Origin of the sequence: Hutsoniella sourekii ATCC 700629, from assembly GCF_000518205.1 — a bacterium.
Classification (GTDB): Bacteria; Bacillota; Bacilli; order Lactobacillales; family Aerococcaceae; genus Hutsoniella; species Hutsoniella sourekii.
The window spans coordinates 143,035-160,088 of sequence record NZ_KI912399.1 but is presented as its reverse complement, the minus strand read 5'-3'; the positions used below and the strand labels follow the sequence as shown (position 1 = coordinate 160,088).

Below are 17,054 nucleotides of genomic sequence, written 5' to 3'. Positions count from 1 at the left end.
GCAAGAAGGACACACCTGTTCCCATGCCGAACACAGCCGTTAAGCTTCTTAGCGCCGATGGTAGTACGGGGTAGCCCGTGTGAGAGTAGGTCGTTGCCACGCATTTTTACAATTCCGCCATAGCTCAGTCGGTAGAGCGCATGACTGTTAATCATGATGTCGTTGGTTCGAGCCCAACTGGCGGAGTAAGGTCTCTTGGAGAGTTGTCCGAGCTGGCCGAAGGAGCACGATTGGAAATCGTGTAGGCGACTTATACTCGTCTCAAGGGTTCGAATCCCTTACTCTCCGTAGTTTTAGTTGGTCCGTTGGTCAAGTGGTTAAGACACCGCCCTTTCACGGCGGTAACACGGGTTCGAATCCCGTACGGATCATTACAATAGAATAAATCCTTCGGAAGATTAGCTCAGCTGGGAGAGCACCTGCCTTACAAGCAGGGGGTCGGCGGTTCGATCCCGTCATCTTCCATTGGTCCGGTGGTGTAGGGGTTAACATGCCTGCCTGTCACGCAGGAGATCGCGGGTTCAAATCCCGTCCGGACCGTATTGGCTCTGTAGCTCAGTTGGTAGAGCACTTGATTGAAGCTCAAGGTGTCGGCGGTTCGATTCCGTCCGGAGCCATTGGAGGGGTAGCGAAGTGGCTAAACGCGGCGGACTGTAAATCCGCTCCTTCGGGTTCGGCAGTTCGAATCTGTCCCCCTCCATATTTTATTGTAATGTTGGGAAAAGTACGTTTCGTTCAGATACTAACATCATAGGGACTTAGTTTAACGGTAGAACAACGGTCTCCAAAACCGTTAGTGTGGGTTCGATTCCTACAGTCCCTGTTACCTATGATGGCGATCGTGGCGAAGTGGTTAACGCATCGGTTTGTGGCACCGACACTCGTGGGTTCGATTCCCATCGGTCGCCTATTTTATATAAATAGGTACAATAAAATTTTTATCATTGGGGTATAGCCAAGCGGTAAGGCAACGGACTTTGACTCCGTTATGCGTTGGTTCGAATCCAGCTACCCCAGTTTTTTTGTTGCTATGCAACTTAAATAATTATTCCTGGCGGTATAGCCAAGTGGTAAGGCAGAGGTCTGCAAAACCTTTATTCACCGGTTCAAATCCGGTTACCGCCTTAACAAGCTATATTGAAGTTAAGTCAGGCCTCTTATGCCGGTGTGGCGGAATTGGCAGACGCGCGGGACTCAAAATCCCGTGCCTTCACGGGCGTGTCGGTTCGACCCCGACCACCGGTATTCTAACATCCCTTCGGGGGTGTTTTTTTGTTGGATAAATGTTAGAATAGAATAATTAAGACCTAGTCTAAATAATCACTTATCTAGAGGAGCGATTAAATTGTTCAAGAAAGTCCTTTTAACAAGTCTATTATTTTCAACGGCCCTATCTTTTGCCACGCCTCATTCAATGAGCCCAGTGATCCAAGTTCAGGCCCAAGAAAACGGCCCTCAAGTTGGCTCTTCTACCTTACCCGAATTACAGGTTAAAGGTTTAGAGGCTTATCCGGAATATGGCAATATTATTCAATTGTATTATGACATTGTTAATGGTCATGGTCGTGCTTCCACATCCGACTTGAATCCGCATTATATTGACTACCTAGCTCAAGGAAATGATTTTCTTTACTTTCTCCAAGATGTAACCGGGGACGGACAAGATGAATTATTTATTGGTTATGACCAAGCGGTTTATGGTATTTATAGTCTGCTTGATGGCAAAGCAGTTAATCTCTTAAGTCCTATTACACAAATGGATGGAGTCAAGCTAGATATTTACGAAGAAGGCTATCTATTTGTCAAGCAAGAGACAGATGATGAGGATGGGAAATTTTACCTCTATCAAGCCAATCTTCAAGATCCTCAAGCAGAAGTAGAAGAAGTGGCCCAGGGAAGTTATCAGATAGAAGAAGGGCAAGCGGTTTATACCATCTCCGATTCAGAAACTGGTCCTTTAACGAGTGACCAATTAGCAGCGGAATTAGATTTAACGGATCAAACGCCGATCTTATTGAAGCCAGACAAGACTTATAATCTAGGTAAGGTCCTTATAACAGGTGAGGAAGCTAACCTGGAGTCTACGGACCATTCACCTGAAGCCTCTGTCTCAGGGTCAAACGATTCTACAGGTAAATTTGCAGTCAACCATCAAGCGTCAATTGTAGACTTCCACCGGGACGGAATGAATATTCCGACTAGTATCCAGCTCTTACCTCAAGACAACCAAATAAAAATTGGCAACCAAGTCTATGAAGCCACCTATGATTATGTACCCGATACCCAGATTCGTGTCTTTTCTGCTGATAATAGTGGCGATATTCGGTCAGTAACGGTGAACTCCCGTATTCAAATTGGCCAATCTCTAACTGGAGAAAGTTCAGATGCTGCTGGGAGTGAGGCTTACGTCTTTAAAAATAAGCAGGGCAATCTTTCCTTAGCAACAATTAATTTTGCTGGGAATGTGGGGCCGGACATGCAGGATGTGATGATGGAATATTTAGAGACAGCTAGATGACAAACAAAGAAATTCATGTTAGACTAGTGACGATATAAATTAAATAACGATTAAAAAGCGAGGTAAATTATGGCAATTATTGAAATAAACCAACTAAAAAAGAATTTTGGCGATAATGAAGTTTTAAAGTCAATCGACCTAAATGTGGATAAGGGAGAAGTGGTTTGTATTATTGGTCCTTCTGGATCAGGAAAGTCTACCTTGCTTCGCTGCATGAATCGCTTAGAAGAAATCAACGGCGGAACTGTTATTATCAATGGAACCGACATCACTGATCCTAAGGTTGATATCAACCGAATCCGCGAAAATATCGGTATGGTTTTCCAGCACTTTAATTTATTTCCTCACCTAACCGTTAAGGAAAATATTACTATTGCTCCTGTTCAACTCAATAAATTATCTCAAGCCGAAGCTGACCAGAGAGCCATTGAGCTCTTAGAACAAGTAGGCTTGGCTGATAAGGCGGAAGCTTATCCTAATTCCTTATCAGGTGGTCAAAAGCAACGGGTAGCGATTGCTCGTGCCCTAGCGATGAACCCGAGCGTTCTCCTATTTGATGAACCTACGTCCGCCTTGGATCCTGAAATGGTTGGCGATGTGCTTAGCGTCATGCAGTCTTTGGCTGAAGATGGGATGACAATGGTAGTAGTAACTCATGAGATGGGCTTTGCTGCAGAGGTTGGCGACCGCGTCGTCTTCATGGATGGGGGTTATATTGTAGAGAATGGCACACCTGACCAGATCTTCAACCACCCACAAGAAGCCAGAACACAAGCCTTCTTAGAAAAAGTATTACAAGTATAAAAAAACGGAGAAGTTAAATATTAACTTCTCCGTTTTTTTATTCTCCAATTGGATGATAGCGTTGGAAGATCTGTTTCATTGGATAGTATAGAATCGGTGTCAAAACCGCCGTAAAGATAGCGCTAAAGAAACTAGCTGGCAGCCCGCTCAAGGCTGCATAAAAGGCCACTTGCACTTGGCTTCCCAAGATGATTTGCCCAATAAAGAATTTGATAAAGACAATAGCTAATTTGCAAAGGCCAGCAAAGATCCCGGTAGAAATGAGAGCGGGCTTGGTGTCTTGTCGTTTGAAGACTGTCCGGTAAAATAACTCTACCAATAAAATAATAATAGCATTTTCAATAATAATTCCTGGAATTTCAGCGGCGTAACCATTCAAGAGGTCGAAGATGGCAGTCCCAGCACTCGAGGCGATGATCCCCCGCTTGGGCCCCATTAGGAGACCTGATAAGACAATCAGCGCATTGCCTGGATGGACAAAGGAATTGCTGAGAGCGGATGGTAAGGGTATCCGGATGAATTGAATGGCGAGGGCAATAAGGGCAGCGTAGATGCCCATTTGGACCCACTTAAAGAGTTGATTATTTTTCTGCATATATTCACTTCCTAATCCCAATTTAATTTGATACAGTTATCATAGTAGAATTCTGGTTCCAATAAAAGTATCAGTTAGCTTAATAAATTAGGTACCAGATGGGAGGGTCATATGGAATTAGCCTTGAATCGTCATGATAAATTTCCACTCTACCGCCAGGTCTATCACTTGATCAAAGACCAGATCTTGAGTGGCCAACTTGTTGCCGGCCAGAAGTTGCCGAGTAAGAGGCAACTCGCACAAATAAACGGTATTTCTTACAATACCGTAGTCAGTGCTTATAATCAGTTAATGGATGAAGGGTATATTTATGCCCAGGAGAGAAGGGGCTATTATGTTGGGGATATTAGCCAGCAAGTTCGCCCGCTACAGAAACAAGCTCTAGCTTCCGAGCTAGAACGAGAGGATCCAGAGCCACTAGTTGATCTAACTCGTTCTATTCCAGATCCTGAACTTTATCCATTTAACCAATGGGCCAAGATTGAATTGGGGCTTCTAAGAAATCATCAAGCTGGTATTATTCAGCCCATTGAATTCCGCGGGCTAGAGAGTCTACGACAAGCGATTGCTGATTATCTCGCTCATTCACGTTCAGTTGCCTGCCAGGCCCGGCAGATCATTCTAGCTCCTAGTTCATCCAGCTTGTTTGCTTATTTGTTCCGGGTTCTAGGTCAAGAAGCTAAGCGAATCGCAGTAGAGGACCCCGGTTACCATCCCTTAATTCGTCGTTATGAAGCCTTGGGTCATCACTTGGTGCCCTTGACCTTGGATGCCAATGGGATTGATAGCCAACAACTGTCAAACTTACAAGCCGACTGGTTGTACACTACTCCTAACCATCAATTTCCAACGGGGGCTTATTTGCCAATGAAGCGACGCCAGGCCTTAATCCGTTGGGTCCAGGAACAACCTGATCGTTATATTATTGAAGATGATTATGATAGTGAATTCAAATACAGCGGTCTTCCTTTGCCCTCCTTGAAGAGCCTAGATGCCAGTGACCAGGTCATCTACATGGGCAGCCTGTCCCGTAGCTTGTCACCCGGTTTGAGAGTCTCTTATATGGTGGTGCCTGACCGTATTTTGCCGGCATTTATGTCCTTATACGGTCGTGAGCAGTCTCCGATTAATAGTCTGGTTCAGTACAGTCTGCGTGATTTCTTTGTTGAAGGTTACTTTGAACGGCATATCAATCGCTCGCGTCGATTCTATAAGAAGAAGCGTGACCATCTAATCAACCTTCTGCTTGAATGCGACCCTCATGGGCAATTACAAGGTGAAGCGGCCGGCTTGCATTTATTATGGCGGCCTAGCCGGGCCTTTGATAGCCAGGCCTTAAAGTCCAAGCTAGAGCTAGCGGGTTACCGCTTGAATACCCTAGCCGACTATTGCCTCCAGCCCAAGGCAGGCGATGACCAATTCTTATTTATTAGCTTTTCAAGTCTAAGTACAGATCAAATGAACCACTTTGTCTCCCACTTATCAACTTGTCTGGGTCTAGCTAACTAGCGGCCGGATTAAGTCGCTGAAATGATGGGTTAGGTTAGCAGTGAAGCCCCAGATCACTTCGTCTTGCCATTGGTAGAACTTAACCAGATGTTTCTTCTGACGGAAGTTATATTGGTCACCCCCTGGAATCAATTCATAAGGAAAGTCATCCCCAGCTTCTTGACTAAACTGGATGAGGTGGTCTTCGGGCTCATGGTTGACAAAATATGACAGTGGCACAGCAAACAAGCGCGCTACTTCTTCCCGGTTATAGTCCATCGTCTGCCAGTCTAGGTCTGGCAAATAAGCGACAAAGCAGTGAATAATAGCCCACTCACTCACTAGGGTATCAATTTCCCCGAAGACTTGAATCTGCTTTGGATCAATCAAGAGCTCCTCACAAGTCTCTCTGACTGCGGCTTGACGAGGGGATTCGCCCGCTTCAATGGCACCTCCAGGAAATGAAGTTTCCCCCGCTTGAGAGATACCAGGCGCTCGGACTTCATAGAGAACCTGCAATTGCCCTTCATGGTCGATAAGGGGAAGCAAGATGGCGAAGTGCTTTTGTTGGCCTAAGATTTCTGCTGGCCGTTGACTAATTAATTCTTGTATTTTTCTTAACACGTGTCTACTCCTTTACATTCATGTTATCATTATACTGGTAACATAGACCTATTTCACTTGAAAGGCTGTAGGAGGAGAATGGATGAAGTTAGACTATTTAGAAAAGCAAGTAAAACAAATCCTCAGTCATGAGCCGTCGGGCCATGACTGGCAACACATTCAACGCGTTCTTAATAATGCTAAGGCAATCTTAGCAAGTCTAGATCAGGAGGTGGATAGAGAGCTTGTCTTGGCGGCTTGCCTAGTCCATGACCTGATTGATAGCAAGTTAGACTCTAGCCTGCGCTTATTTGACCAGCAAGTCCAAGTCTTATTAGCACAAGCTCAAGCGACCCCTCAGCAAATCGAAGCCATTGATTCTATCATCCACCACCTTTCTTACCGGGACAATCAGGCTTATCGCCACCGTCTGTCGCTAGAAGGGCAAGTGGTCCAGGATGCTGACCGCCTGGATGCCCTGGGAGCTGTGGGAATTGCCCGTTGCTTCCAATATGGGGGTCACAAGGGTCAGCTTATGTATGGCCATGAAGCGAGCTCGGTTCAGCATTTTTATGATAAGTTATTGAAGTTGGCCGACTTGATGAATACGGCAATTGGCCACCAGATCGCTCACGAGCGAACAGCTTATATGGAAGCTTTCCTCCAGCAGCTTCAAGCTGAAGTTGAGGGCCAAGCTTAGACGGCATGGACAAAAAGCGATAAAAGGTCTAAACTAGAATTACTTTGCAAATGAGAGGAGGATGGATGGGTGAATTTTATGAATCGATTGAGCGATTACCGCAAGCAACCTCTGGCTTGGGGGCTACTTGTCTTGGTTCTTCTGGTTGTCGCTTTTATTAGTTATCGCTTCCAGGCCTACTCGCACCAGCAGCTTCAAGAAGCCCAGCATGCAGTAGCTACCCTATATGAAGATTCAGATCAAGAACGCTTGAATCCAGCTGTCACTCAGGACCAATTAGATCAGGCCATCGAGGCCTACCAAGAAATACCTCTTATTGACCGAACCAAGCTAACGCCACTAATCAAGCAGACCCGGGCCAAGTATCGGGCCTTTCAATGGTTGGACCAGCTAGGAAGCTGGCAAGGACAGACTTGGGTGGCTGATTCTGATACCAACTTGGAACAAGTGGAGAACTTGGCAAAACGCCTCAAGTTTCCTAGTCAGGACGGCCAAACCCAAGCCATCCAGACAGCCGTCAGTCAAGCTAAGAAAGACCTGGCTAGCTTTATCCAGGCAGAGGCCTTGATTGATCAACTGCCTGTTCGCTATTCAACCAAGCGTTATCAAGAGGATGTCAAGGCCTATCAAGACTTTGAGAAAGCAGTGGACCTAGAAAGCCCTCAGCCTCACTTGGCTGAGATCAAGTCTGATTATTTGGATCAGGCAGGACGCTATGCAGATTCACTCTTGCAAGCTAGTGAAGCGGGTGAAGTTGAAGATATAGATTTAGAAGGGGCCTTTGCTAGTCGGGGCTTGGCTGAGCATTTAACAGGTTCAGCCATTGATACACGGAAGTTAGTGGCCTTAACCTTTGATGATGGACCACATCCGAACACCTTGGAGGTCTTAGATATTCTCGATGAATACGAGATTAGAGCTACTTTCTTTGTTGTGGGTCGGATGGTTGAGAAATATCCGGAGATTCTTCAGGAAGTGGCCCGTAGAGGCCATTACATTGGCAATCATTCCTACTCACATGCTAACTTTGATCAACTATCAGTAGAGGAGATCTGTCAGGAAACGGACCGGACCCAAGAATTGATTGAAGAGGCTACCGGCATCAGACCTACTTATTACCGGACGCCTTATGGGAACGGAAAGCCTGTTATGGTCGAAAAGTATCCTGACCTCACACCAATCTATTGGAATGTTGACTCGCAAGACTGGGTCTCTCAAGATGCAGCAACTATCAACCAACATATTCAATCCACCTTGTTAGACGATTCGATTGTCTTGATGCATGATACTAAGGATGCCTCAGTTAAGGCCTTAAGAAGCTTGATTCCCCAACTACTTGAAGCAGGCTATGTCTTTGTGGATGCCCAAGCTATTCCTCATGCTGACTTCTACCGTTAAGCGGCTTAACTGGTTTTCAGTAATCTTAACCAACTTTTCCTTGATAGGAGAGGTTGGTTTTTTATTTGGGGGATGATTGTGGCCTAGTGGTTATGCCTTGTTTGAAAGCGTTAAGATAGCTATAATGAAGAGGTGAATAGAAGAAAGTAGGGAGAGGAAGAACTATGACTAAGAAACGTTCATTATTAATCTTAGGGCTATCTGCGTCCTTGTTGGCGCCGACAGTTCTAGCAACAGTCGCTCAAGTCAGCCACTACCAGGTTCCTAACGTGGAAGCGGTACAAGAGCAACAAGCAGCCAAGTTATCTCTTGGAGCCACCTTGAATGGTCAACAGGAGGCTTCAACCAGACAATTGCTTGGAGCAGGCAATGTAGCCGCTAATAATACTATCCGTGTCGACGGAACCATGGTCAATCGTTACCTGAATGACGGCTCAACTGCAGCTACCGATGTTTACTCTAGTGCTTATATTGAACCTCAAGCCAGCAATTACGGGGTCCAAGTCCAAGTCGTCACCCCAGAAAATATTACCCAAGTCTCTTCCTTGACCTATCAGAATGCGGCTATCACTGCTGGAGCCAAGAACGTATTGGTCCGGGTGGCAACCGTCATTCCTGTAACTGGTGAAGGAGCTCTGGCTGGTGTTTATGCCTTGTTAGATGAATCTGGCCACAAGGTGGATCCCGGCCGGGTCAAGGTTGCTAATGACGAGATCCGTGTCATTAATGAGATCAACCAGTACAATTATATTAATAATTACCAAATCAATCAGTTCATCTCTTATTTGAAGATTGAGATCAATAACTATATCCGCCAAAATAATGACAATTCGATAACGATTAATAACATTGAACAAATTATCAACAATATCATTACCAATAACAGCAATGTTTTCCAAGGGTTGACGGATGCAGAGATCCAGCAAATAAAAGACCTATTGAAAGATTACGGTGCTCAATATGCTGAAACCGAGGCCGCTCAAGATCCAGAGATTGCTGACCAGCTTCAAGTCTCTATCATTGGAAGCAACTGGCCAGCAACCCTAGAAGGTCAAGAGGGGACACTATCGGTCAAGGAAGCCTTGAAGGTTGAAGCGCCTGACTTTACATCTGAAGCTTATCACCCAGTTGTCGGTGCTATCTATCAGGAGTTGAAGCAAGCTCTTGAAGCTGGAGATACGAGCCAGCTCTATAACATGTATTCACATACCTTTGTGGTTGAATTGATGCAACCTACCTTGTCACAACAATCTAGAGATGGCCTTAACTTTGTCCGTGCCCTTATCTACCAAGTCTTGGCCCATGAAGCGGAAGCCAATGGTCTAGAAGCCGGCGTTTTCAAGGATTACTTGATTGCTAACTTGAACCGGGCGGCAACCTTGAAGCAAGACCCTGCCTTGTATAGCTTGATCTCTCAAATTGCTATCAAGACAGGTTATGCTCCAGAAGCTTATGCTTACACCAATTGGCAAGACCAAGAAGGCCAGTTTACAGTAGATATTGAACGCATTAACTCAGCTCAGCCAACAGCTTATGGAAGCTTCACCTTGGATAAGGCCAGCGGTCAAGTTGTTAATTCCCAAGGCAAGACCTATGACCAACCGGTTAACTTCCAAGGAGCTTATGGGGTTGCGGTGGAAGACCAATCAACATTGGCTCCAGTACCTGAGACCTATTCAGCACCAAGCGAAGAGGACGCTCTTGAAAAGCCGGACAATGTGATTGACCTTGAAGAGGAGCTTCCTGGAATGGAAGCCGTGACGCCGGATTCATCGACTAGTCAAGCATCCGCTTCAGAGGAAGTACCGCAAGATGAAGCCAGTGCCGAATCCGAAGCAGAAAGCCTGGCATCCGAGGCGGCTGCTCCAGCGGTAAGTGAAGTAGCGGTTCCATCGAGTCGTCCTTCTTACTTCTCCGGTGATCGTTACAATGAGTTTATCCAGTTAATAGCTGGCTGGGCAGAAGGACAAGAGGCTGATCTTCAAGAAGTTCAACCGGGTGTCAATCAAGACTTTAATGGGGTTGCCATTCCAAACCAAGCCTTCTCTCAAGCTATCATTGATGGCCAAGCCAAACCGGTTCAATGGGCAACTGAAGCTCAAGAAGCTGGTGTCGTCAATGTGGTTGCTGTCTTTACTGCTCAGGGTCAAGATCAACAAGCAATCTACTTGTTTGCCTTAGAAGATGGACAAGGACAGATTTATGTTAATACGGATGGTGCCGATTCTCAGGGGCAAGTCAACTATCATTCTGTTGAAGATGCTGACTTGTTAACTGGCTTCCAAGCCATCATGGCCAATGAGTCAACTCTAGGACCGGTAGCAGAAGACCCTGATCAAGCACCAGCAGAGAGTTCTCAGGCCGAAGAAGTGAGCCAAGCGCCTGAGGCTTCAGAATCGCAAGTATCACAAGAAGATACAGATTCACAGGCCAGCCAGCCTCAGTCTGAAGCTAGCCAAGAAGTTGTTGAAGAAGCTCCTGAAGAATCTGCTGATCCTAACCAAGTAAGTTCATCAGACCAAGCAGAATCAGAAGCAGAGGCAGAGACGGTCGACCTACCTGACTTCAAGCAGTCTTGGGCTAGTCTGATTCAGTCACTGGATCCTCAAGCTCTATTGAGCCTTCAAGCGCTGGAAGACTATGAACTCCTTGAATCCACCCCAGTAGCCGACGCCTTCTATGAGGAATTGCAAGTTGTGATGGACCAACAAGCTTCTGCCATGGATTTACTGTCTCATACCTTTGTCTATGAAGATCTTGCATCAATGACACCGCAAGATCAAGCGGCACTCAACCAGGTGCGTTGGTTGGCAGTTCAATATGAATTAAATCAAGGACACACTAGCTTGATTGACGATCTAATCTTTAACCAACAAGCAAGTGACCAGTTAAGCCAAGATCCAACCGCTAGCCAAGTCTATGACCGTATTAGCCAGGAGACGGGCTATTCAATGGCGGTCTATCCAGCTTCTCATGAATTAGTGCATGATAGTGAAGCTGATAAGTTCTACTATGCCTTTACTTTCCAGACAGACCAAGGGCCTAAGACCTTTGCTTATGACTTTGATAGCGATCAAGTGGGAGAGCTAAATGGCTTAGACTTCCAACCATTAGCCCGCTCGTTTGACTGGCAAGCTAGCTATGGTTTGTCCGTTGACTCACCAAGTTATGCGGCTATCCCACTACCTGCTGAAGCACAAGCTCTAAGAGACCAAGCTCAAGCATCTCTGGAGGAATCAGCCCAATCGGCGGAGACAAGGGTCGAATCAGAAGTGCTTGACCCTAACGAAGCTATTATTGAAGACCTACCTAGCGAAGGATTGGAAGAGTTCGATTCTTTACCAGTTGAAGATGCTGAGTTAGTTGAATTTCAATAAGCTTGTCAATTAATATCCAATACGGCAAAAAACCGAGCCTTCCTCGATCCATAAGATCAGGAAGGCTCGGTTTTACTCTAATTGATTTATTCGTCTATACACCAAACCAACGTTTAGCCTTGCTGGTACCTGCATTCTTAGCCGCTCTGGCAACAGTCTTAGCAATCGTCTTACCATTATCCTTAAGGACCTGCCCCATGTGGGAGAGGGCTTGAAGGGAAGTTGATCGACGGACGGTTGACTTAGAAGCTAGCTCACGGTTCCCTAAATAAGTCTGGGCAATGAGTCCCACTCGTAGAGTCAAGAAGGCGTTAACCGATCCTTCCATCACGGAACTAACAATCAGGTTAGCAACTGGGACCATGCCTGGAATGGCTGAAGCGATACTCTCACCAAGAACGGAAGTGATCAAGGGTTCTAATTGTTCCTCAATAAGGTCCGTATCCTCTAGTGTTCGAGCCATTAGGACAATACCAGCTACTTGTAAGTAGAGCTTGCCTAGACTCTTCAAGGTTGGTCGTGTCTGATAGATGCCTGCTAGTTGCCAGACCATCCTTACCAGACTAAAGAGGACAACCAAGCTATCCAGAGAGCCATTTTGAGAGATGGCGGTGGATAGGAAGATGGCTGAAGCATTCTCCTTGATCAGTGGTAGTGATTGTTCATTGAGTTGCTTGAGTCCGGCCTGGATCCGCTCTTCCTTGGTCAGGGAATCATCCAAGAGAGAGGAATCGCTCAGATAGGTATTCTTACTGAGAAGGGTAATCATATCGTCTAGGTACTGCTCATATTCTTCAGGGCTTGGATTCTCACCCAGTTCAATAAGTTCAGGGCTAGCCAGCCATTGACGGGTAAGACGCCAGAAGATGGCGATCAAGGCCAAGGCAATCAAGCCAACAGCTAGCCAGGCAAGGTAGGGATGAATTCCCACCAAGAGACGGTATATAGCTGCCAATTGATTAACAATAAAGAGAAGACTCACTATTCCCATTCCCCACGCCAGCCACTTGAAGGCGCTCTTAATATCTTGCCACCAGGATTCCATAGCATCACTCCAATCCATTATGATTCATTTTATTATACCAGATGTCTAGGCGATTACTATGGACTAAAGTCTTAGCTAGCAACCAGTAAGAGAAAACTTTGGAAATTTTAAATAAATGAATATTTGGTTAAGTGGCTTGTCAGTGAGCTGGAAATCATCTAGAATAAGGAAATGACAGAAGGGAGCCATTCATGAAATCAAGTGTAACCAACTATATTGACTACCGCAATATCCCCGTCACTAAGGACAAGTTAACCATCGAAATCCCTTCCTGGGAACAAGTGGCTCGTCCCATGGTTGACCGGGTCCAATTAGCCTATCAAGACCAAACCGGTCAAACCATTGACCAATTAGAGGATTCACACGTGCAAGCACTGAATATCCCAGATCTCAACACGGTCGGACAGGTAAAGTCCTACGGCATGGAAGTCTTCCAGAAGCGAGCTAGGATAGAACACTATTATCAAGTGCTTCTGCCTTATATCTTGAACCACTACTATATTAATTCCAATGCCATTATGAATACCCAAGAAAAGGACGCCTATATCCGAGAGTACTTGGAACAAGTGCAAGCTTATGCTGACCAAGAGGGCTTGACCTTCAAGCAATACGGCCAGTCACTTTTGAATATTCAAGGAGATGTTAAGGAAGCATTGGAGCAACGGGCTCTGGAAGACTTCAACTTCAAGCTAATTGCTAATGATATCTATGCTAAGAACCACGGCTCCTTGGATTATGATGCTTACGAGGAATATATTAATCAACAGGTCCTCTACCAGCAAGTCGATGAGATTGAATTGCGCGATCAATTCTCTTATCAACAATTTATCAATGGGTATCCGGAGATGTGGCTTGCTGACCAGATTCGTGACTATTACCTGCCACAAATTCAATTCAAGATTAATCCTGATCTTGAGTCAATAATTAAGAATTAGAAAGGATTTATGTCGATTATGTCTCAAGAACCGGTTCAGTCGCAATCGACTGACAACAAACTAATCAAATATGGCATTCCTGCCTGCCTACTCCTAGCGGTCCTGCTCCTTGGAATTTATTGGCTGAGTAAGGGCGGTGCTTCTAACTCTCAATCAGATAGCTTCCACTTCGAAGGGGCGATCAGTGATTCCAAGCAGACAGATTATTCCAGTTATTATACTTACCAAGGGTTTAAGTTGAATCCCAACGACTTTCTTCTATTAGAAGACCTACAAGTGAGCCGGGAAGAAATCTTGCAAGAGTTAAGACCAGAACCCAGTGAAGCAGTTAGTGAAACGGAGGCTCTGGAAGCTATCGAAGAAGAGGGCGTGGCCCAAGAATCCTTCCCCTTGCCTTGGTATTATTATAGTCCTCAAGTAGCTGTTCATTCTCCCTTCTCTGTGGCTAACCGCATCCAGCAAGTGACCCCTGAGGAGGTCAATGGATTTGCTTATTATCAAGATGCCAGTGGCCAAGACTACTTAGGCTACCAAGGTCAGGCCTATACAGGTTGGTATACCCAAGCTGAGGGTGGGGCTGCATATTATCAGGAAGGGCAAGAGACCGAGCGAGCCTTAAGCCGGGTTGAACTTGGAGATTCCCTAGAACTAGCTCGCTTGATGCGTCAAGTTCTCCCCCTAGTAGCCGGTGTTCAGACCAATATTCAACGGATTGAAGAATTAGACCAACCTGTCTATACCCGAGTGACGCCTGTCGCTTATTCGATTATCAATAAGTCCAAGGATCAAGTCATTCTCTCCAAGCCACCTAGAACAAGAGGGGCTACCCTAGTAGCGACCACGGCTGACTACTTTGATATGCCCATGGAAGTCGTCGAAGAAGCGATCACCTTGGATGGTCAAGAGTGGATCCATGTGAATATTGGCTACCAAGACTTGGGCTGGATGCCTAAGGATGAATCCGAGACGGACTATGTCTATACTGATTATAGTGAGCTTGAGATGTTGGATGCTATTGAAGCTGAAGTCTGGCGCCATATTGAAGAGATGCCAGCCAGAGTAGGCGTGTCCTTCATTAATAACGAGACCATGGCCCAAGTGGATATTAATAACCAGATCTTCTTCCCAGCATCCACTCAGAAGATTTATGTCCTAGCTGAACTTTATAACCAGTATAAGACAGGTGAACTCTCCCCAGACCAAGTAGTCTATATGGAGCCAACTGATCCAGTGCCTGGTGCCGGGGTCATCGGTGGATACGGCGTCGGATCGGCTTATACCTTAGATGAGCTGGTGAATTATGTTGCTATCTATAGTGATAACACCGCAGCCAATATGTTGATTGATGCGGTAGGTGACGGTGAACATATTAATCCATTTGTCCAAGAACTGGGCTTAACGGATACAGTTGTCTCTGGTAAGTACTACAATGATGCTTACTTCGTCACCACGCCCCATGATGCTGCCAGACTCTTTGCCCTGCTCTATAACGACCAGGTCAACGGCGCTCCGTGGGACGAGATGTTAATTAGTAAGTTCGGCATGAATACTCACTCTTATATTAAGAATTATGTGCCTACTTATTCTTGGAACAAGTCTGGAATCGGTGGCACTGAACAAAATGATGTGGCCACCTTCGTGACTGACTATGGCTCTTATTCCTTGGCCGTCTATACGGCAGAACCGGCCTGGCGCGATGGCGTCGCTGCCCAAGCCGACCAACTCAGTCTAGCGGTCTATCAGATATTTGTACATTATCAGTCGATGATGTATGGAAATTCAGAATAAAAATTTATATTATTTCACAAATGTTAAGAAAATATTAATTTTATTAAGTAATTTATCTACTTACTTGATTAAATATTAAAATAGTAGTATTCTAAGCGTAGGATATGTAGTTATAGACTATCCTATAGATTCTATGACTTAGTTATCAATGAATGAAAGGATGTTATGTTATGAAAAAGAAATTTCTTAAATTAACAACATTATCACTAGCTTCATCTATATTAGTAGGTGTAGCCCCAATTGCAGCTATTGCGGCCGATACAACAACCGATACAACTCAAAATGAAACAGTTGATCAAGTTCTGGCAGAAGCTAAGGAAAAAGCTATTTCAGAAATTGAAGGTATCTTCGGTCCTTCTCAAGAAGAAAAAGATAATTTTATTGCCCAAATTAAGGCAGCAACGACTCAAGAAGATATAGATCAAATTTTGGGAACTGTTAGAGCAACCTACGCTTCAGGCGGTTCTACGCAAGCACAAAGTGCTGAAAGTTCAAAGACAGAAGTGACTTCTGATGAATCTACTGACCAATCAGCGGATAAGGTTGAAGCAGAAGAGGAAAATAATGAAGATGGATATTCGACATTGCAAGCAGCAATAACCGCAGCGGATGCAGCTTTAGCAGCAGATGTTACTGGGCTAGCAAACGGGTATCAAATTGTTTATAACTCAAATTCAAAAACATATAGCTATCTTCTAAATCAATCTGGTAAGAAGATTGTTCCGCTGACAGAACTTACTCCAGCTGCTGAAGAATCATCTGAATCTTCATCTGAATCTCAAAGCAGTGAATCAGCAAGCTCAACATCAAATCCAGTAGTGGACGAATCTACTGATGAGTCAAGTCAATCAACTTCAAGTGAGTCTGTATCAAGTGAGTCTGGTTCATCTAGCGCTGATGAAACTGAAAAAGGGTTTAAGACTGAAGCAGAAGCTAAAGCAGCTGCTGAGAAAGCATTGAAATCTGATAAAGTAAATAAAGGTTATGTCTTATCACAAAATCCTAACAATAAATTGTGGTACTATTCTTTAACAACTGAAAAACAAGCAGAAACTCGTCCAGCTCCACAAGTGAAAGATGATAAGAAAGAAAGCCAACCAGCTGAAAAAGAATTTGATGCTGATAAAGGTTATGCCACAAAAGAAGATGCAATCAAAGCTGCTGAAGCAATTATTAAGAAATCCGACATTAACAAGGGATACAATATTGCTAAAGGTACAGATGGTAAATGGTATATTCAATTGACCATTGAGCCTAACAAGGTGGTTGATGGCAAGCATATTGATAATCAGGATGCAAACGACACTACAAAAGAAGTTGCTTTAGCATTTGCTAAACAATTATATGAAGGAGAAGCTGTTGTGTCTGGTACTGCTCCTGTTAATTCTACGGTAACGATTAATGTTGAAGATCGTCGTGCTCAAGAAGCTGGGAACAAGGTCTATGCAGCAGGAGCTTACACGGCTCAAGCTAATAAGGATGGTTACTTCTCTTCTAATACTGAAGTACTCAAAGCTGGTCAGGTAGTAACTATTTCTGCCAACGGTAAATCTGTTTCTCAAATTGTTCAGGCTGTGAAACCAGCGCAGAAAGGACTTCCTAATACTGGGGAATCTACTACATATGGTATGTTAGGAGCAGCATTAGTATCTATTTTAGCTGGCTTAGGCATTGCATTACCTCAGTATAAACGTAATTAAATTATATTTATAAAGGACAGTTGAACAGTTCGCTCGACCTTTGTAATGATTTTGTTATATAAACGTAAATATTAAAGCTTGGATTTTATAAAAAAATCAGGTA

Annotated in this window: 12 protein-coding genes, 12 tRNA genes and 1 rRNA gene; 22 read left to right on the top strand and 3 right to left on the bottom strand. The window is 44.7% G+C overall.

Annotated elements, in window-relative coordinates:
* From rrf to T408_RS0109690, 15 genes are all read left to right on the top strand, one after another.
* A 5S ribosomal RNA gene (gene rrf, locus T408_RS0109760) occupies positions 1–102 on the top strand; the annotation flags it as partial.
* 11 nt (positions 103–113) lie between these two features.
* Positions 114–186: transfer RNA gene (locus T408_RS0109755), tRNA-Asn, on the top strand.
* 11 nt (positions 187–197) lie between these two features.
* Positions 198–288, top strand: a tRNA-Ser gene (locus T408_RS0109750).
* Between the two features lie 11 nt (positions 289–299).
* A tRNA-Glu gene (locus T408_RS0109745) sits at positions 300–371 on the top strand.
* 21 nt (positions 372–392) lie between these two features.
* Positions 393–465 (top strand) — tRNA-Val (locus T408_RS0109740).
* A gap of 2 nt (positions 466–467) precedes the next feature.
* Positions 468–540, top strand: a tRNA-Asp gene (locus tag T408_RS0109735).
* A gap of 4 nt (positions 541–544) precedes the next feature.
* Positions 545–617: transfer RNA gene (locus tag T408_RS0109730), tRNA-Phe, on the top strand.
* 2 nt (positions 618–619) lie between these two features.
* Positions 620–700 (top strand) — tRNA-Tyr (locus T408_RS0109725).
* Between the two features lie 52 nt (positions 701–752).
* Positions 753–823: transfer RNA gene (locus T408_RS0109720), tRNA-Trp, on the top strand.
* 12 nt (positions 824–835) lie between these two features.
* A tRNA-His gene (locus T408_RS0109715) sits at positions 836–908 on the top strand.
* 37 nt (positions 909–945) lie between these two features.
* Positions 946–1,017, top strand: a tRNA-Gln gene (locus T408_RS0109710).
* A 36-nt stretch (positions 1,018–1,053) separates the two neighbouring features.
* Positions 1,054–1,125 (top strand) — tRNA-Cys (locus tag T408_RS0109705).
* A 36-nt stretch (positions 1,126–1,161) separates the two neighbouring features.
* Positions 1,162–1,245 (top strand) — tRNA-Leu (locus T408_RS0109700).
* A gap of 100 nt (positions 1,246–1,345) precedes the next feature.
* Entirely contained in the window at positions 1,346–2,518 is a 1,173-nt protein-coding gene (locus tag T408_RS11900; RefSeq protein ID WP_051444885.1) for a hypothetical protein, read from the top strand.
* A gap of 69 nt (positions 2,519–2,587) precedes the next feature.
* Positions 2,588–3,322, top strand: a complete 735-nt coding sequence (locus T408_RS0109690) for an amino acid ABC transporter ATP-binding protein (RefSeq protein WP_028119736.1) — start codon at positions 2,588–2,590, stop codon at positions 3,320–3,322.
* Between the two features lie 37 nt (positions 3,323–3,359).
* Here T408_RS0109690 and T408_RS0109685 read toward each other — a convergent pair whose 3' ends face one another.
* Positions 3,360–3,917: an ECF transporter S component gene (locus T408_RS0109685; protein WP_028119735.1), complete on the bottom strand. Its 558-nt coding sequence runs from the start codon at positions 3,915–3,917 to the stop codon at positions 3,360–3,362.
* Positions 3,918–4,028: 111 nt separating this feature from the next.
* Here T408_RS0109685 and pdxR point away from each other — a divergent pair, with 111 nt between their 5' ends.
* Positions 4,029–5,426, top strand: coding sequence for a MocR-like pyridoxine biosynthesis transcription factor PdxR (gene pdxR / locus T408_RS11480; RefSeq protein ID WP_051444884.1), 1,398 nt, complete (start codon positions 4,029–4,031; stop codon positions 5,424–5,426).
* Here the strand turns inward: pdxR and T408_RS0109675 are convergent.
* On the bottom strand, positions 5,415–6,029 hold the full coding sequence (locus tag T408_RS0109675) for an NUDIX hydrolase (RefSeq protein ID WP_051444883.1): 615 nt from the start codon (positions 6,027–6,029) through the stop codon (positions 5,415–5,417). The two genes, pdxR and T408_RS0109675, sit on opposite strands and share 12 nt — an antisense overlap.
* Positions 6,030–6,111: 82 nt before the next feature.
* On the opposite strand from T408_RS0109675, the gene T408_RS0109670 reads away from it, so the two are divergent.
* From T408_RS0109670 to T408_RS0109660, 3 genes are all read left to right on the top strand, one after another.
* On the top strand, positions 6,112–6,708 hold the full coding sequence (locus T408_RS0109670) for an HD domain-containing protein (RefSeq protein ID WP_028119733.1): 597 nt from the start codon (positions 6,112–6,114) through the stop codon (positions 6,706–6,708).
* Between the two features lie 78 nt (positions 6,709–6,786).
* Positions 6,787–8,106 (top strand): polysaccharide deacetylase family protein, encoded by a 1,320-nt coding sequence (locus T408_RS11895; RefSeq protein WP_235731639.1) that lies wholly within the window; start codon positions 6,787–6,789, stop codon positions 8,104–8,106.
* A 164-nt stretch (positions 8,107–8,270) separates the two neighbouring features.
* Entirely contained in the window at positions 8,271–11,483 is a 3,213-nt protein-coding gene (locus tag T408_RS0109660) for a DUF1002 domain-containing protein (RefSeq protein WP_028119732.1), read from the top strand.
* A 94-nt stretch (positions 11,484–11,577) separates the two neighbouring features.
* Here the strand turns inward: T408_RS0109660 and T408_RS0109655 are convergent, their stop codons facing one another.
* Complete coding sequence (locus T408_RS0109655; protein WP_051444881.1) at positions 11,578–12,528, bottom strand: DUF697 domain-containing protein; 951 nt, start codon at positions 12,526–12,528, stop codon at positions 11,578–11,580.
* Between the two features lie 191 nt (positions 12,529–12,719).
* Between T408_RS0109655 and T408_RS0109650 the strand changes: the two genes are divergently transcribed.
* From T408_RS0109650 to T408_RS0109640, 3 genes are all read left to right on the top strand, one after another.
* The gene (locus tag T408_RS0109650) at positions 12,720–13,463 is read left to right on the top strand and encodes a hypothetical protein (protein WP_028119730.1); all 744 of its coding nucleotides are present in this window, start codon (positions 12,720–12,722) and stop codon (positions 13,461–13,463) included.
* A gap of 18 nt (positions 13,464–13,481) precedes the next feature.
* The gene (locus T408_RS11470) at positions 13,482–15,251 is read left to right on the top strand and encodes a serine hydrolase (RefSeq protein WP_211230843.1); all 1,770 of its coding nucleotides are present in this window, start codon (positions 13,482–13,484) and stop codon (positions 15,249–15,251) included.
* Between the two features lie 170 nt (positions 15,252–15,421).
* On the top strand, positions 15,422–16,951 hold the full coding sequence (locus T408_RS0109640) for a DUF5633 domain-containing protein (RefSeq protein WP_028119729.1): 1,530 nt from the start codon (positions 15,422–15,424) through the stop codon (positions 16,949–16,951).
* Positions 16,952–17,054 lie beyond the last annotated feature (103 nt).

Coding starts and splice junctions, on each gene's coding strand:
- T408_RS0109690 (WP_028119736.1), top strand. CDS start 2,588: ATGGCAATTATTGAAATAAACCAACTAAAAAAGAATTTTGGCGATAAT.
- T408_RS0109685 (WP_028119735.1), bottom strand. CDS start 3,917: ATGCAGAAAAATAATCAACTCTTTAAGTGGGTCCAAATGGGCATCTAC.
- pdxR (WP_051444884.1), top strand. CDS start 4,029: ATGGAATTAGCCTTGAATCGTCATGATAAATTTCCACTCTACCGCCAG.
- T408_RS0109670 (WP_028119733.1), top strand. CDS start 6,112: ATGAAGTTAGACTATTTAGAAAAGCAAGTAAAACAAATCCTCAGTCAT.
- T408_RS11895 (WP_235731639.1), top strand. CDS start 6,787: ATGAATCGATTGAGCGATTACCGCAAGCAACCTCTGGCTTGGGGGCTA.
- T408_RS0109660 (WP_028119732.1), top strand. CDS start 8,271: ATGACTAAGAAACGTTCATTATTAATCTTAGGGCTATCTGCGTCCTTG.
- T408_RS0109655 (WP_051444881.1), bottom strand. CDS start 12,528: ATGGAATCCTGGTGGCAAGATATTAAGAGCGCCTTCAAGTGGCTGGCG.
- T408_RS0109650 (WP_028119730.1), top strand. CDS start 12,720: ATGAAATCAAGTGTAACCAACTATATTGACTACCGCAATATCCCCGTC.
- T408_RS11470 (WP_211230843.1), top strand. CDS start 13,482: ATGTCTCAAGAACCGGTTCAGTCGCAATCGACTGACAACAAACTAATC.
- T408_RS0109640 (WP_028119729.1), top strand. CDS start 15,422: ATGAAAAAGAAATTTCTTAAATTAACAACATTATCACTAGCTTCATCT.